The 16,206-nt window shown below is 64.3% G+C and carries 15 protein-coding genes; 12 read left to right on the top strand and 3 right to left on the bottom strand.

What is annotated here, in order from left to right; all coding sequences use genetic code 11:
• The 3 genes from ACS8YF_RS16850 to ACS8YF_RS16860 form a co-directional block, all read left to right on the top strand.
• Positions 1-460: HoxN/HupN/NixA family nickel/cobalt transporter (locus ACS8YF_RS16850; RefSeq protein ID WP_440851302.1), on the top strand; the 460-nt coding region annotated here is incomplete at its 5' end.
• Between the two features lie 166 nt (positions 461-626).
• Positions 627-1,994 (top strand): N-acetylmuramoyl-L-alanine amidase, encoded by a 1,368-nt coding sequence (locus tag ACS8YF_RS16855; RefSeq protein ID WP_440851303.1) that lies wholly within the window; start codon positions 627-629, stop codon positions 1,992-1,994.
• A 47-nt stretch (positions 1,995-2,041) separates the two neighbouring features.
• Entirely contained in the window at positions 2,042-3,139 is a 1,098-nt protein-coding gene (locus ACS8YF_RS16860; RefSeq protein WP_440851304.1) for a HoxN/HupN/NixA family nickel/cobalt transporter, read from the top strand.
• A gap of 328 nt (positions 3,140-3,467) precedes the next feature.
• Here ACS8YF_RS16860 and zigA read toward each other — a convergent pair whose 3' ends face one another.
• Positions 3,468-4,679 carry a zinc metallochaperone GTPase ZigA gene (gene zigA / locus ACS8YF_RS16865; RefSeq protein ID WP_440851305.1) on the bottom strand — a complete coding sequence of 404 codons (1,212 nt, stop codon included), beginning with the start codon at positions 4,677-4,679 and terminating at the stop codon, positions 3,468-3,470.
• Between the two features lie 385 nt (positions 4,680-5,064).
• Positions 5,065-5,571: a transcriptional repressor gene (locus ACS8YF_RS16870; protein WP_440851306.1), complete on the bottom strand. Its 507-nt coding sequence runs from the start codon at positions 5,569-5,571 to the stop codon at positions 5,065-5,067.
• A gap of 499 nt (positions 5,572-6,070) precedes the next feature.
• Between ACS8YF_RS16870 and ACS8YF_RS16875 the strand changes: the two genes are divergently transcribed.
• From ACS8YF_RS16875 to xerC, 4 genes are all read left to right on the top strand, one after another.
• A complete protein-coding gene (locus ACS8YF_RS16875) occupies positions 6,071-6,661 on the top strand; it encodes a copper chaperone PCu(A)C (protein ID WP_440851307.1) in 591 nt (196 codons plus the stop codon).
• Positions 6,662-6,679: 18 nt separating this feature from the next.
• Positions 6,680-7,528, top strand: a complete 849-nt coding sequence (gene dapF / locus ACS8YF_RS16880; protein ID WP_440851308.1) for a diaminopimelate epimerase — start codon at positions 6,680-6,682, stop codon at positions 7,526-7,528.
• A gap of 74 nt (positions 7,529-7,602) precedes the next feature.
• Positions 7,603-8,313: a DUF484 family protein gene (locus ACS8YF_RS16885; protein WP_440851309.1), complete on the top strand. Its 711-nt coding sequence runs from the start codon at positions 7,603-7,605 to the stop codon at positions 8,311-8,313.
• A 14-nt stretch (positions 8,314-8,327) separates the two neighbouring features.
• Positions 8,328-9,266, top strand: coding sequence for a tyrosine recombinase XerC (xerC, locus tag ACS8YF_RS16890; RefSeq protein ID WP_440851310.1), 939 nt, complete (start codon positions 8,328-8,330; stop codon positions 9,264-9,266).
• Positions 9,267-9,408: 142 nt separating this feature from the next.
• On the opposite strand, the gene ACS8YF_RS16895 is transcribed toward xerC, so the two are convergent.
• Positions 9,409-10,368 carry a helix-turn-helix domain-containing protein gene (locus ACS8YF_RS16895; RefSeq protein WP_440851311.1) on the bottom strand — a complete coding sequence of 320 codons (960 nt, stop codon included), beginning with the start codon at positions 10,366-10,368 and terminating at the stop codon, positions 9,409-9,411.
• 297 nt (positions 10,369-10,665) lie between these two features.
• Here ACS8YF_RS16895 and ACS8YF_RS16900 point away from each other — a divergent pair, with 297 nt between their 5' ends.
• The 5 genes from ACS8YF_RS16900 to ACS8YF_RS16920 all read left to right on the top strand — a co-directional run bounded on the left by ACS8YF_RS16900 (position 10,666) and on the right by ACS8YF_RS16920 (position 16,045).
• A complete protein-coding gene (locus ACS8YF_RS16900; RefSeq protein ID WP_440851312.1) occupies positions 10,666-11,712 on the top strand; it encodes an NAD(P)-dependent alcohol dehydrogenase in 1,047 nt (348 codons plus the stop codon).
• Positions 11,713-11,733: 21 nt separating this feature from the next.
• The gene (locus ACS8YF_RS16905) at positions 11,734-13,170 is read left to right on the top strand and encodes a substrate-binding domain-containing protein (RefSeq protein WP_440851313.1); all 1,437 of its coding nucleotides are present in this window, start codon (positions 11,734-11,736) and stop codon (positions 13,168-13,170) included.
• A 5-nt stretch (positions 13,171-13,175) separates the two neighbouring features.
• Positions 13,176-14,063 carry a carbohydrate ABC transporter permease gene (locus tag ACS8YF_RS16910; RefSeq protein WP_440851314.1) on the top strand — a complete coding sequence of 296 codons (888 nt, stop codon included), beginning with the start codon at positions 13,176-13,178 and terminating at the stop codon, positions 14,061-14,063.
• Positions 14,060-14,890: a carbohydrate ABC transporter permease gene (locus tag ACS8YF_RS16915; RefSeq protein ID WP_440851315.1), complete on the top strand. Its 831-nt coding sequence runs from the start codon at positions 14,060-14,062 to the stop codon at positions 14,888-14,890. The genes ACS8YF_RS16910 and ACS8YF_RS16915 overlap by 4 nt, the downstream gene beginning before the upstream one ends.
• 387 nt (positions 14,891-15,277) lie before the next feature.
• Complete coding sequence (locus ACS8YF_RS16920; RefSeq protein WP_440851316.1) at positions 15,278-16,045, top strand: SDR family NAD(P)-dependent oxidoreductase; 768 nt, start codon at positions 15,278-15,280, stop codon at positions 16,043-16,045.
• Positions 16,046-16,206 lie beyond the last annotated feature (161 nt).

Here is a 16,206-nt window from a genome sequence, read left to right on the forward strand (position 1 = left end):
CGACCACGACCACGACCACAGCCACAGCCACAGCCACAGCCACAGCCACGCCCATGTGGATGCGAACGGGGTGCTCTGGCATCGCCACGGTGGCGGCTGGCATTCGCACCAACCGCCCGGCGCTGATGGCGAGCGGGTCACCTGGAAGAGCCTGCTGGCGCTCGGCATCTCCGGCGGGCTCGTGCCCTGCCCGTCGGCGCTGGTGTTACTGCTGGCCGCCATCGCCGTGCATCGCACGGCCTATGGCATGGTTCTCGTGCTCGCCTTCAGCGTCGGGCTGGCGGCCATGCTCACGGCCGTGGGCCTGGTGTTTCTCTATGCGCGTCGTTTTCTGGATCGGCGATCATCGCGTCAGGGCCGGTTCCTGCGAATCTTGCCGGTGTTGAGTGCCGGCTTGATCGTATTGGTCGGCTGTTTCATGTGCTATGCCGTGTTGGCCGCGCTCGAGGCGGGCTTCTGAAGCGCCCGGGCTTGTTGCGACGATCGCATGCCGGTCGCCGCGGCATGGCGCCTCGGGCAGCGCGCAGGCCGAGGGGCGGCTTTGGCCGGCGGGGAGTTAGTCGTGCGCCCGGTCGATTGGTTTAAGCTCTGCGCTTTGGCTTGAAACGCAGGATAAAGGCAGGTTGATGGCGGCACGATGGTGCAGTTGGGGATTGGCGTTGGGCCTGATGCTCACGAGTGCGGCGGCATACGCGGCCAGTGCCACGCTCGAATCGGTGCGCCTCGACTCGCAGGCCAGTGGCGTCAGCGTGCATTTCCACTTCGACAGCGTGCCGAAATATCACTGGTTTGCGCTCGCGAATCCCGCGCGTGCGGTGATCGATTTCGACCATACACGGGCCGGCAACATCAACAGCGTTTCCGGCGGCGCCGTGCACCGCCTGCGCCTGGCGCGCCATGCGGACGGCACCCTGCGCGCCGTGCTCGATCTGGGTGGCAAGGCGCAGCTTGATAACGTCCATGTACGCGGCGACGATGTGATCGCCTCGATACACGGCGGTGCTTCAGCCGCCCCGGGCGCCTCTTCTTCATCTTCGTCGCATCAGGACGGCTCGGCATCCTCGACATCGAAACCCGACCGTGGCCACGCCGCGTCGCGCCGCCCGAGCGCCGTCTATCGTGCCGAGGCCAGCAACGACAGCATCGTGGTCGTGATCGATCCGGGCCACGGTGGTCATGATCCGGGCACGCGCGCCCGCAACGGCCTGATGGAGAAAACCGTGAATCTGGCCATCGCCAAGCGGCTGTATGAGCGGCTCAAGCAGACCCAACGCATGCATCCGATACTCACGCGCCACAACGACACCTTCGTCACCCTCCGCCAACGGGTACACATCGCGCAGGAACACCACGCCAACCTGTTCGTGTCCATTCATGCCAATGCGTATCCCAATGATCGATCGGTCAAGGGCGGGACTTGCTACATGCTGTCCGAGCACGGCGCGACCGACGCCAAGACGGCCCAGCTGGCGCATTTCGAAAACACGCGCGATCGCAGTCTGGCGGGCGTGCATTTTTCCGGGGACCCGACGCTCAATGCGGTCCTGACCGATCTGTTCCAGAATGCCTCGATCGAGGATGCCGACGATGTGGCGCAGAACATCATCCACCAGTTTGCCCAGATCGAGCCGATCTATCGGCATAAGCCGCCGCGGGCCAATTTCGCGGTGTTGCGCGACCCGATGGTGCCTTCGGTGCTGTGTGAAACCGCGTTCCTGTCCAATCCGCATCAGGCCAAACTCATGGGAACCCGCCGTTTTCGCAACGAGCTGGCCGATGCCATGTACAAGGGCATCGTGAAGTATTTCCACAACCATCCGCCTGAGAAAATGCGGGCAACCGGCGGCTCGATGTATACCGTCAAGCCGGGGGATACCCTGTCCGGGATCGCCTCGCGCCAGGGTGTGTCCGAAAACGCGATCATGGATATCAACCATCTGCATTCGAAGACGCTTCAGGCGGGGCAGAAACTACAACTGCCGAACCACCCATAGATCGAGCGTTCGCCGGACCAGGGCGAGCGGGGAGCACATGTTGGGTCATGCCGACTGCAAGTGATTGCCGATCATCCGCGGCGACCGCCGCGCAGCCGTTCACGACGTCCGAGTGGCTGCGGCTATCCGGCCTGTACGGCTTCATCGGGCTGCTTCATGTCGTCGGCTGGGGGCTCTATCTCGGCTATGTCCGGCAATATCCGGCGTTGGTCGGGCTCGGGCTGACGGCTTATCTGTTCGGCTTGCGCCATGCCTTCGATGCCGACCACATCGCGGCGATCGACAATACCGTGCGTTCGGTACTGGCCAGGCGACGAAGCCCGCTCAGCATCGGGTTCTTCTTTTCGCTAGGACATTCGACTATCGTCTTCGGAGCCGCTGTCCTGCTGGCCTGCACGGCCTCCGCGTTCACGCAGTATCCGCGGATCGAGCATATCGGCGGGGTATTCGGGGCCTCGGTGTCGGGTATATTTCTCTGGGTCATCGGCATACTCAACCTGCTCGTGCTGCTGGATCTGCTCCAGATCTGGGGCCGGGCCCGGCATGGCAACCACAGCCACGACGACCTCGAGGCCATGCTCGCCCGGCGAGGCCTGATCAACCGACTGCTCGGGCAGCGGTATCTGCAGGGCATCAAGTACGGCTGGCAGATGTATCCGCTCGGTTTCCTGTTCGGCCTGGGGTTCGATACCGCGACCGAAGTCAGTTTGCTGGCCATGACGGCCGGCGCGGCCAGCGGCTCGCTACCCTGGCCGGCGGTGCTGTCGCTGCCGATCCTGTTCGCGGCCGGCATGACGCTGCTGGATACCACCGACAGCGTGCTGATGACGAAGGCCTATCGCTGGGCTTTCATCAACCCGGTTCGCAAGGTGTTCTACAACGCAACGACCACGTTGCTGTCGGTGGTCGTGGCGTTGGTCATCGGCACCATCGAGTTGTTGCAGGTGCTGGTAGGCACGCTGGGTCTCAAGGGCGGGATCTTCAGCACGATTGCCGATCTGAATTTCGGCGATGCCGGCTTCGTGATTGTCGGCCTGTTCATGGTGGCCTGGCTGGCCTGTCTGTCGCTCTGGAAATTCGGCCGGTCGGGGCGCGATGGCCGTAGTGCCGCAGCCGCCGACGAGGGCTCGTTTTCGGAGCCCTGAGGCTGTGGCTTGAGTGGCGCGCGATGGCGACGTACTCGATTGCCGAGCGAAAAACCACGCAACGCCGCCACAACGGACGGGCCCAAATCCGGTGGCACCATCATGCAGGGCGCCATGATCGCCGGGCACGCGCGTGCCCGGCGGCAGTAGCGCTATTAATCCGGCATCAAAACAGCCGACTTCATCCGCTGTTTTCAACGCCTTCAGAAATAAAGGCCGGCGCCTTTCCGTCTTTTATTTTCAAAGGCGTAGCGGCCGATGGCCGCGGCGAGCATGCGGTTGCATGCGCGCGCTATCCACCCGAAAAATCATCTATCTCTGTGCCGGGTTAATAAGCACTGGCGCGCCAGGCCGGAAACGGATCGTTCATCGCCTGCCAGCGTCGCCAGCCGACCGCGCATTCGGCGTCGGTGAGCAGGCAGGCATCCAGACGCACCTCGAGCGCGTCGCGATCCATGTCGATGCCGATCATCACGATCTCCTGGCGTCGGTCGCCGTATTCCGGATGCCAGGTGTTACGCACGGTCTTGAGAACTTCCGGGTCTTCCGGCAGGCGCCCGGCCGCGGTATCGCTGGCCCACCAGAAGCCCGCGGCCTGATGCGTCAGCGCGCCGCCGGCCTGGGACAGTTCGCCCACCCACTCGGGCCGGCTGGCCAGCCAGAAGAAACCCTTGGCACGCAGCACGCCGGGCCAGTCGCCGTGGATGAGTTCGAACAGACGCTCGGGATGAAATGGCCGGCGCCGTCGATAGACGAAGCTTGAAATTCCGTATTCCTCGGTCTCGGGCGGGTGAGGCTCGCCTGCGAGTTCGCGCGCCCAGCCGGGCGACTGCGCGGCCGTGTCGAAGTCGAAGCGGCCGGTGCCGAGTATCGCGGCGGGATCGACCCGGCCGTGCTCGGTCTCGATGATCTCCGCGCCCGGGTTCAGCGCTTTCAGCACGGCCTTCGCACGCTCGCGCGTCGCTTCGTCCGCCCGGTCGCGCTTGTTCAGCACGATGACATCGGCGAACTCGATCTGGTCGACCAGCAGGTCGACCACCGTGCGCTCGTCCTCGTTGCTGGCAGCCTCGCCGCGTTCGGCCAGTAATTGCGTGCTGGCGTAATGGGTCATGAGCGACGCGGCGTCGACCACCGTGACCATGGTGTCGAGCCGGGCCACATCGTCGAGGGCGAAACCCCGCTCATCGCGCATGGCAAACGTGGCGGCGACCGGCAGGGGTTCCGAGATGCCGGTCGATTCGATCAGCAGATAATCGAAGCGCGCTTCACCGGCCAGCCGGGTCACCTCCGCCAACAGATCCTCGCGCAGCGTGCAGCAGATGCAGCCGTTGGAGAACTCGACGAGCTTCTCGTCGACGCGCGACAGCCCGCCGGTTTCGCGCAGAGTCGCGGCGTCGATGTTGATCTCGCTCATGTCGTTGACGATCACCGCGACCTTCAAGCCCGCGCGGTTGGCCAGCAAATGATTGAGTACGGTCGTCTTGCCGGCGCCGAGAAACCCCGACAGGACCGTCACGGGCAATGGGGCGTGCGTTGGCATCGATATTCTCCACAAATAAACAATGTTATATCATAACAACTTTCAAGTCAGTCGTATCATCCCCGCTGACGCTGCAATGCCGAATGACGGGTCGGTGCTATCCGCGGCGTGAAGCGCAACCCGCAAGACGGTCGCTGGCGGTGCGCTGTGAAACGGCAGCTGGCGGCAAGGCTGTCGCGTGCTCGCGCGATTGGCGCGATCGATCGGGGGCTCTTAATCCGGCATCAAAACAGCGGACTTCATCCGCTGTTTTCAACGCCTTAAAAATAAAGGCTGGCGCCTGTCCGTCTTTTATTTTCAACGGCTTCGCGGCCAATGGCCGCGGCGAGCATGCGGTCGCATGCTCGCGCTATCCACCCGAAAAATCATCTGTTTTTGGGCCGGGTTAATAAGCCAGCTTTTGGCGGCCCGCACAGTTTGCGCAGAGACCGTCGACCTCGATGGTCTGGTGATCGACCACGAAGCCGCTCTGTTTCGCCTCGTTGGCGATGGCGTCGTCGATGTCGACGCTTTGTATTTCGGCCGCCCGGCCGCATTCGCGGCAGATGAAGAACTTCGGCGGGTGGCGATCGTGATCGATGCCGCAGCCGATGAACGCGTTCTGCGATTCGATCTTGTGGATCAGGCCGGCGTCGAGCAGGAAATCCAGGGCGCGATACACGGTCGGCGGTGCGGCGTTGCCGCGTTCGCTGTTGATCCGGGCCAGCAGATCGTAGGCCTTGGTCGGCTGGTGATTGACCCAGATCAGTTCCAGCACGCGGCGCCGGATCGCGGTCAGGCGCAGCCCGCGTTCGGCGCAGACCGCCTCGGCCCGGGTCAGGGCGTCGGCGATGCAGGCGTCGTGATCGTGGCCGCGGTGGCCGAACGCTATGTTTTTTTCCGTCTGGGTCATGGAGGGTCCGACCGAGATTGTTGACATGCATTGTCGCGCGAACACGCGACCCTGGCGAGCGCCGCACGGCCCGGCGGTGCCCGTCGGACCGTTACAGCGACGCTGCGTCGTCTAGGGCCTGTTGCCGTTTCGCCCGAGTCCGCGCCAAGCGCTTCCTGAAAAATTACTTGGGGGCGGCAAGACGAGGCGTAGCGAATGTGGCGTAGTCGTTCTACGCGAGAGAGCACCAACGCTGGATTGCCGCAAAACAGCGCTTGTCCCTTCGGGTTGGGCCGCCCGAAAAATTGACGATGGGCGCCCGGCGGCGTTGCAAGTCTGGGTCGTGGCACGCCCAGAGCCGGCGACTCGCGCCTTGCCGGACACGATTTGCGGACGCCAACGCGGCGCTCGCACGAAACGGCAACAGGCCCTAGATATTTGGCGGTAAAATACGCGTTTGACAAGAGCATGGGCCGATCGGCGCAATCGGCACCGCGAGCACCACACGGGAGCGCAGCGCATGCGGCATTCGTCGATTCTTTCTCTGCTGGCGGCGGCCGGGCTGGCCGGCGCCCTGGCCGGCTGCGGGCAGCCCGGCGCCGCGTCGGACTGTGGCCAGCTCGCCATTCACGATGCCTGGGTCACACCCGCGCATGCCGGTTCGCGCGAGATGCTCGGCTATTTCACCCTGCGCAACGACGGTTCGGCGCCGGTCACCGTGAACGGCGTGGCCAGCAATGCCTTCGATCGGGCGATTTTCCAGAACAAGGCGGCGGCCGCGCAGGCCGCGAACAATGCCAATGGCGGCGCCCAACCGCTGGCGCCGTTCACGGTGAAAGGCGGCGCCGAGATGGCATTCAGGCCGGGCGAGCGCGAGGTCGCACTCTACTCGCCGAGCCGGGCCTATAGCGCGGGCGACCACATCAATCTGAGCGTGATCTGCGGCAGCCAGCATGCCAGGCTGACCACCACGGCGACGGTGCGCGATCGGCACGGCAATCTGCCGCCCGCGGGCGATCAGGAAGATGCCGCCGATCGCCAGCAGGTGATCAAGGACGGGCGCGACGGCGGTGGCGCCGGGGCGACCGACGACTCCAAGACCGCGAACTGATCGCGACGGATGCAAGCCATGGCATTGACCTTCACCAAGATGCACGGGCTCGGCAACGACTTCGTGGTGCTCGACGCCACCCGGGCGCCGATCGCGCTCGACCCGGCGACCGCACGGCGTATCGCCGACCGCCGCTTCGGCATCGGCTGCGATCAGATCCTGATCGTCGAGCCGCCGCGCAGCGCGGAAGCAGACTTCGCCTACCGCATCCTCAATTCGGACGGCAGCGAATCCGGCCAGTGCGGCAACGGCGCACGCTGTTTCGTGCGCTATGTGCGCGAGGCCGGGCTGACCGACAAGCGCTGCATCGTGGTCGATATCCGCGACGGCCGGATGACGTTGGAGGCGCTCGATGATGGCACCTTCGCCGTCGCCCTCGGCGTGCCCGAGTTCGAACCCGCGCGCATTCCGCTGGCCGGTTTCGATCGCGCGCCGAGTTACCGGCTGGATGACGTGGCCGGCCAATCGGTGACGTTTGCCGCGGTATCGCTGGGCAATCCGCACGCTGTTCTTCGTGTGCCCGACGTGGCGAGCGCCGCGGTCGAGCGTATCGGTCCGGCGCTGGAGCGCCACCCCGCGTTCCCCGAGCGTGTGAATGTGGGTTTCTGTGAAATCGTGGCGCGCGATCACATCCGTCTGCGCGTATTCGAGCGCGGCGCCGGCGAGACGCTCGCCTGTGGCAGCGGGGCGGCCGCGGCGGTGGTCACCGGCATTGCCGCCGGCGATCTCGACGCCGACGTGCGGGTGGATCTGCCGGGCGGCAGCGCGCGTATACGCTGGGAAAGCGCCGATGCGTCGGCGGTGCTGATCGGGCCGGCGGAACGCGTTTTCGAGGGGAAACTGCTATCGTCTGATCAGGGGCGATGAGCCCTGAACCGCTGTCGCCGTGCATGGCGCGTTTGTTGCCCCGCCGGTGACAGCCACCGAAAAGATCGCCTGCCATGAACGAAGCCGAAAAACAGCCTGTATCGATCGATCTCGACGAATCCGAGGTCGCGGCCTATCTCGCCGCGCATCCGGATTTTCTGCGCCGGCATCCCGAGGCCTTCGAGGCCATGGATGTGCCGCATGCCTCGGGTAGCGCCGTCTCGCTGATCGAGCGCCAGGTGCGCGTACTGCGCGATACCAACGCCAGGATCCAGTCGCGCTTCGAGGAGCTGCTGGCCGCCGCCCGGAGCAACGAGGAGCGCGTGGTCCAGCTCAATCGCGTGGCCCGGATCATGGCCGGGGCGGTCGAGGTCGATCCCATGATCGCGTCGCTCACGCGTTGCCTGGGCGATCATCTGGCCGTGGACTGCGTCTATGTCGGCATGCAGGGCACGCTGCCGACGACCGTCGACAGTATCCATCCGCTGGAGGATGACGCCGACGCCAGCCGGGCGCTGACCAATGTATTTCGTCGGGGCAAGCCGATCTGCGGCGAATTGAGCGCGACCCAATCCAAGGCCTTGTTCGCCGGCGGCGACGATGCCCTGATGACCAGCGCCGCGATGATCCCGCTGGGCCAGCACGACATACATGGCGCGATCGTGCTCGCCAGTGCCGATCCGAAACGCTTCACTGCCGATATGGGCACGCTGTTCGTGGAATTGTTCGGCGACCTGCTCACGGCCACATTGCGTCGTCTGCTCGGCACCGACGTGTTGCCCTGATCGGTCGTCGCGCCATGGCCGGTAGTGGCGACACGCACACATCGAAACGCGAGGCGCTGGAGCGCGCGATCGCGGATTATCTTGATCACCTGCGACACATCCGCCGGGCCTCGGCGCATACCGTGGCCGGTTATGCCCGCGATCTGGCGGCGGCCGCGGATTATCTGGCCGGCCGCGGCATCGACGACTGGCGCCGGGTCACGCCGGCCGACATGCGCGACCTGCTGGCCGCGCGCCATCGCGGCGGCGCCAGGCCCACCAGCCTGGCGCGGCTGGCCTCGGCCGTGCGCAGCTTCTATGTCTGGCGCATGCGTCAGGGGCTGTCCGAGACCAACCCGGCGGCGGATGTGCGCGCGCCGAAAAAACCGGCGCGCCTGCCGGAAACCATCGATGTCGACGATCTCGCGGCCATGCTCGACGCCACGCCGGGCGATACGCTCGAAGTGCGCGATCACGCCATGCTGGAATTGTTCTACACCGCCGGCATCCGCTTGGCCGAGGCCGTGGGGCTGGACGTGACCGATCTCGATCTCGCGGCCGGCGAGGCGCGCGTGATCGGCAAGGGCAATCGCCAGCGCACGGTGCCGGTCGGCTCACGGGCCGCGGTGGCACTGAAACACTGGCTCAGCGCGCGCCCGAATCTGGCGGCACCCGGCGAAATGGCGTTATTCGTCTCGCGTCGCGGCAGCCGGCTGTCGCGTTCCAGTGTGGCGGCGCGGATGGAGCGCTGGGCGATCAGCCATGGCCTGCCGGTGCATCTGCATCCGCACAAACTGCGTCATTCCTTCGCCACCCACATGCTGGAATCCTCGGCCGATCTGCGCGCGGTGCAGGAACTGCTCGGCCACGCCAATATTTCCACCACGCAGATCTACACCCATCTGGATTTCTCGCATCTGGCGCGCATCTACGACGCCGCCCACCCCCGGGCGCATGGCGAGGCCGAGGATTAGGGCGTGATGCGAAGGCGTATTGCCTGACGACACCCTCTCGCGCAGTGTCTTTTGGATGCAGCCTGCTTATGGGCCGCGTTCTCCCACAGAATCTGCGCTCATCGCATCTGCGTAGATCTGCGTCCATCTGCGGATAATCTGTTTACAGACTGTGTGACGCGGCTCGACGCGTGGCGGCGCGCCGCCCGGGTTCGGCCGCATGGGCGGCGGCGTCCTCGGCCAGCGATTGCCGGTATTCACGCGGCGTGGTGCCGGTCAGCCGCCGGAAGTGGCGGTTGAAGTTCGACAGATTGCTGTAGCCGGCCATGAAGCAGACATCGGCCACCGAATAGCGCGGATCCAGCAGCAACCGGCAGGCATGGTCGATCCGGAGCCGGCGCACGAAGGCGACGAACGTATCGCCGGTCGCCTGCTTGAAGAAACGCGAGAAGGTCGAGGGCGTCATGCCTTGCCAGCGTGCGACCGCCGTCATGCTGATATGGCGGTTGAAGTGGCGATGGAGGTGCTGAAGGATCGCGTCCACCTGCTCCGAGCGCACGCCGGCATGCCGCAGGTGATAATCCGGGCTGGTCAGCAGCCGATAGTCGTTGCGCGCCAGCCGGCCCAGCAGCTCGATCAGCGTGGAGACACGTGCCACATCGTCCTGGTGGCCCATGGCTTCCAGTCGGCTCGCGGCGTCCTGGGCATCGGCGCCGGTGAACAGCACGCCGCGGCCAGTGTCCTGTATCAGCCGTTCCACCCGGCGTAGTTCCGGGCACAGGCGCATCAACGATTCCAGCCATTCGCCGCGAAACTGCAATACCACGTCGCGCTGCTCGATGACGTCGTCGTCGTGCAGCAGGTCGCTGAACCAGGCGTGCGGCAGGTTGGGCCCCACCAGCACCAGGTTGCCCGGCCCGAACCGGCCGGCGTAGTCCCCCACCATGTAGTGGCCGTAGGAATGCCGGATCAGATGCAGCTCGTACTCGGGGTGGAAATTCCATTTCGCCAGCGGCGAGGGAAACCCGTGGGTATGCCAGTAAAAGCTGTGGCGCGGATCGTGGGCGATGTTCTCGTAGACCGGCTCGCCCAGTTCGTCAGGCCGGGGATAGGGGCCGCTCATATCGCGCCTGTTACGCCGCGCAATAGGCCGGCTGGCGGATCCACGGCCGGCGGTGCGGCCGACAAGCGCCTGATTTCGCGTCCTGCTTTAGTCGTACTGATTGCTGTATCAAGCATTTTTCCAAACCCGGACGATGTCGGTAACTATTCATTCTTGCAGGATTATCAGCGAGAAGGGGCTCAGGTCGTGAAAAAAAGTACAGATCGGGCGAAAAATCCGGTCTAGTCCGCTCGCCGGGTGCAGCCGTAGCGTCGACGGTAACTTAAGCCGTGCGCGGCCAGGAATTGAGGAGGCGCAATGCAAGCCCAGGCGCTGGTGCTGGAACGACAGCACGAATTGTCCCTGCGAGAGATCGACCTGCCGGCGGAGCTCGGCGCGCATGACGTGCGCGTGCATGTGCATACCGTCGGTATCTGCGGCAGCGATGTCCACTATTACACCCACGGCCGGATCGGCCCGTTCGTGGTCAACGAGCCGATGGTGCTGGGCCACGAGGCCTCGGGCACCATCACCGAAGTGGGCTCGGCGGTCACCGAGCTGGCGGTAGGCGACCGGGTGTGCATGGAGCCGGGTATTCCGGACATGACCTCCCGTGCCGCCAAGCTCGGGGTCTACAACGTCGATCCCGCCGTGCGCTTCTGGGCCACGCCGCCGATCCATGGCTGCCTGACGCCGGAGGTGGTGCATCCCGCGGCCTTCACTTACAAGTTGCCGGACAACGTGTCGTTCGCCGAGGGCGCGATGGTCGAGCCGTTGGCGATCGGCATGCAGGCCACGGTCAAGGCGCGCATGACGCCGGGCGATGTCTGTGTCGTCACCGGCGCCGGGCCGATCGGGCTGATGGTCGCGTTGTCGGCGTTGGCCGGCGGGGCCAGTGAAGTGATCGTCTCTGACCTGGTCGACGAAAAGCTCGAGATCGCGGCCGGCTATGACGGCATCACCACCGTGAACGTCGCGCGCGAATCGCTGACCGACAAGGTCGCCGCGCGCTGCGGCGCCGATTGGGGTGCCGACGTCGTGTTCGAGGCCAGCGGCAGCCCGAAGGTGTACGACGATGCGCTGGCATCAGTGCGCCCAGCGGGCACGCTGGTACTGGTGGGCATGCCGGTGGAGCCGGTCACCTTCGACATCGTCGCCGCCCAGGCCAAGGAAATCTCGATCGAGACGGTGTTTCGCTACGCCAATGTCTACGACCGCACGATCGCCCTGATCGCCTCGGGCAAGATCGACCTCAAGCCTTTGATTTCAGAAACATTCGACTTCGCCGACAGCGTCGCCGCCTTCGAGCGCGCCGCCCGCGGCGAGCCGAGCGACGTGAAGCTGCAGATCCTGCTGGATAAATAGAACACACAAGGAGGCCGGACCATGACCATTCATCACTCACGCCGCGATATTCTCAAGGGCCTGGGCGGCGCTGCCGCCCTGACCACACTGGGCGCGGGGTCGTTTCGTACTGCGCTGGCCCAGACCATGGCCGACGACAAGACCTGGAAACAGGCCAGCGGCACGACCATTCAGTTCATCTCCGAGAACACGCCGCCGACCACCGCGATCGCGGCCAATCTGGAGCCGTTCAAGAAACTCACTGGCATCGACGTCAAGATCACCCAGCTCGAGCTCGGCGATCTGGTCAAGAAGGTGGCACTGGACTTCGGCTCCGGCCGCAGCGCCTACGACGTGATCTATGCTGACCCGTATCAGGTGGTCGCCCCCTATCACCAGGGCCTGATGGATCTGAACACGCTCAACGGCAAGCATGGGCTGCCGGCCGTGCCCAAGGGGCTCGGCGACTTCATCCCGACCCAGCTCGGCGCGGCCGGCTATTTCGGCAATCGCAAGGCGCTGTATGCGCTGCCCTACGATTGTCCGACCATGATCTGGATCTATCGCAAGGACTTGTTCGACAAGTACCACGATCAGATGCAAAAGGATCTCGGCTTCGACCCGACGCCGTCCGACAAGATCACCTGGGAGCAGTACTACCAGATCGCGAAGTGGTTCAACGGCGATCACGTCAAGGAAGTGAAGTACGGCACCGGCCACCAGGCCAAGCAGTACGACTCGCTGATGTGCGATTTCTCCAACGTGCTGATGGCCTACGGCGGCGAGTATTTCCACAATGGCGACCAGGTCGGCCTGCTCGGTACGGCCAAGCCGGGCCCGTGCACGCTGGATCAGCCGGCCGCGATCAAGGCCGCCCAGTTCTACCAGAAGTTGCTCAAGATCGCCGATCCGGGCAGCACGAGCTGGGACTGGACCGGCGTGGCCAACGCCTTCGAGAACGATCGCTTCGCGATGATGCCGGAATGGCACGAGTTCGCCGGCTCGCTGGAATCCGGCAAGCTCAAGGGCAAGGTCGGTTATGCGCCGCTGCCCACGGGCCCCGCGCGCAGCGCCAACCTGTATGGCGGCACCGGTATCGGAATCAACGGCAACGCCACCGGCAAGCAGAAGACCGCGGCCTGGCTGTTCGTGGTCTGGGCCACCTCGCCGCAGACCCAGCTCGCCGGCCTCAAGAGCAAGCAAGGCGGCGGCACGCCGACCCGCACTTCGGTCTACAACATGCCCGAGGTGAAAAAGGCCAGCCACCCGCCGACCGACATGCCCAACATGCTCACGGCCGACACCATGCAAGTGGCCTGGGACAGCGACCACATCGGCCTGCGGCCCAAGATTCCGTCGTGGAACCAGGCGGATACGGCGGTGTTCACCGAGTTGTCCAAGATGCTGGCCGGTCAGCAGTCGCCCGAGCAGACCATGAAGTCGGCCAAGCACAAGATCGACTCGGCCACGGGCGCGTAGCGACCATGGCAGGCAAGGCGCGCCGCGGCGGGCAGGGCTTCGAGCTGGCGATGATGTCGCCAGCTCTGCTCCTGCTCGCGGCGATCTCGTTCATTCCGTTGTTCACCATGATCTGGATGAGCCTGAGCAAGGTCGGGCTCATCGGCGGACTGTCGTTCGACTTCATCGGGCTGGCCAACTGGAAGCATCTGTTCAGCGATCCGGACATCGGCTCGAGCTGGATCCTGAGCGTGATCTATTTCGCGGCTACGGTAGGCGCGGAGATGATGGTCGGCACGGTGATGGCGCTGCTGATCCACAGCCTGATCAAGGCCCGCAACATCGTGCTGTCGCTGGTGCTGATTCCGATGTTCATCGCGCCGATCATCGTCGGCCTGCTCGGGCGGTTCCTGCTGGATCCGAGCTTCGGACTGTACTCGTGGTTCCTGTCCGCCACCGGGCTGTACGACGGCAATATCCTGGGCTCGGTCGGGCCGGCCCTGGCGGCGGTGATCGGGCTGGATATCTGGGAATGGTCGCCGCTGGTCGCACTCATCGTGCTGGCGGGGCTTACCGCCGTGCCCACCGATATCCTCGAGGCGGCCGATGTGGACGGCGCAAGCTATCGGCACAAGCTGGTGTCGATCATCCTGCCGTCGATCCTGCCGATCCTGCTGGTGGCCCTGCTGATCCGGGCGATGGACGCGATCCGTTTCTTCGCGATCATCTTCATCACCACCAACGGCGGCCCGGCGGATTCGACCAAGATCATCCCGATCCGCTTGTACGACATCGCCTTCCGCTTCTTCGATCTGGGCTATGCCTCGGCCGTGGGCCTGACCATGCTCGTGTTCTCGATCGTCATCGCCACCGTGTTCGTGCGCGTGCTCAAACGCAACGAGGCCGTGGCATGAATACCCGGGGCCATCCGCTCAGCACGCTCGTCCGCTGGCTGCTGATCGCGCTCATGCTGGTCTGGACGCTGGTGCCCATCGCCTGGATGGTGTTGTCGTCGTTCAAACCCAACAACGCGATCACCGCCTATCCGCCCGAACTGTTCTTTGCGCCCACGCTGGCGCACTACGGGGCGCTGTTCTCGGGCGGCAACAATCTCTGGCACAACGTCGTCAACAGCCTGATCGCCACCGGCGTGTCCACGTTCATCGCGGTGGTGCTGGGCGCTGCCGCGGGCTATGGCCTGTCGCGCATCCAGATTCGCGGCAAGGATCATCTGGCGTTCTGGATCATCAGCACACGCATGGCCCCGATCGCGGCGGTGATCGTGCCGTTGTATCTGATGTTCCGTTATCTGCACATGCTGGATAGCTACAGCGGCCTGATCGTGGCGTATCTCAGCTTCAACCTGCCGTTCGCGATCTGGTTGATGACGGCCTTCTTCGACGATCTGCCGCGCGACCTGGAAGAGGCGGCCCGCATCGACGGCGCCACCAAATGGCAGGTGTTCTGGCACGTCGCCCTGCCGCTGATGAAACCCGGCATCGCCACCACCACCATCCTGTGTTTCATCTTCGCCTGGAACGATTATGCGTTCGCCGCCACCTTCGCCGGCCCGGGCACGCAGACCATTCCCATCGCCGCCGCCCAGCTGCTCACGCAGACCGGCATCGACTGGGGCAAGCTGCTGGCCATCGGCACGGTCGTTGTCTGCCCAATGGCCGTATTCGGCCTGCTGGTCAAACGCTGGCTGGTCACCGGGCTGACGCTGGGTGCGGTCAAATAAGCCGACGTTGGGGTGCGAACTTAAGAAAGACGGTGATCCGTAGATTGCACAGATGACGCAGATTGAATACAGACAGAAGACGGTTATCCGCAGATCGACGCAGATGCACGCAGATCGAATACAGGCAGAAAGCATTGATCCACAGATTTAAAGACAAAAATTTTGTGGTTTTAATTTCGATATTCGCCGCCGAGGCGAGGGTGATCGCGATGGATGTGATGTCTCTATTTCGGCATTGTTCTCCGCGCCAATCTGTCTACATCTGTGAAATCTGTGGGTAACAGTCTGTATTCAGATCTGCGTGCATCTGCGTCGATCTGCGGACAAAGTGCCTCGCTTTCATCAGCGGACTAAACAGAAGCGGCTTAGCCGCACGAGGAGTAATTCATGGCAGTGATGTCGAAATTCGATCTGACCGGCCGGGTGGCGGTGGTCACCGGCGGCAACGGTGGGATTGGCGAAGCGCTCGCCCATGCGCTGGCCGAGGCGGGGGCGGCGGTGGCCATCGTCGCCCGCCGTGTGGATAAGGCCGAGAATGTGGCCGCGGCCATCCGCGAGGGCGGCGGCAAGGCCATGTCCGTGGGCGCCGACGTGACCGACGTGGAGGCCATCGAGCCGATGCTGGATTCGATCGAGTCCGCGTTCGGCCCGATCAATATCTTCGTCAACAACGCAGGCACCTGTGAGCACAAGCCGGCGCTGGATGTCACGCCCGAGGGCTGGCGCCAGATCTTCGATGTGAACGTGCACGGGCTGTGGAACTGTTGCCAGGCGGTGGGTCGGCGCATGGCCGAGCGTGGCTCGGGCAACATCATCAACGTGGGTTCGATCTCGGCCGAGATCGTCAACCGCCCGCAGATGCAGCCGGCCTACAACGCCTCCAAGGCCGCCGTGCACCAGCTCACCAAGTCGTTGGCGGCCGAATGGGCGCCGAGCGGCATCCGTGTGAATGCCATCGCGCCGGGTTATGTCGGCACCGACATGGCGCCGGTGAACGATCCGAAGTTCAAACCCTACTGGATCGACGATGCGCCAATGCAGCGCGCCGCCACGCCGGAAGAGCTCGGCCCATCCGTCGTGTACCTCGCCAGCGAGGCCTCCAGCTTCATGACCGGCTCGATCCTCAAGATCGATGGGGGCTATACGCTCTGGTAGGCCGCCAAACCGAGGACACGGGGCGAGCGAAGAAGAAGGATTGTCCGCAGATCGACGCAGATTCACGCAGATCGAATACAGATAGAAAGGCATTCATCCGCAGATTACGCAGATGACGCAGATTGAAGACAAAAAGATTGGAAGGGTTCGATTTTGGTTTG

It is taken from the genome of Salinisphaera sp. SWV1 (assembly GCF_052044155.1).
GTDB lineage: Bacteria > Pseudomonadota > Gammaproteobacteria > Nevskiales > Salinisphaeraceae > Salinisphaera.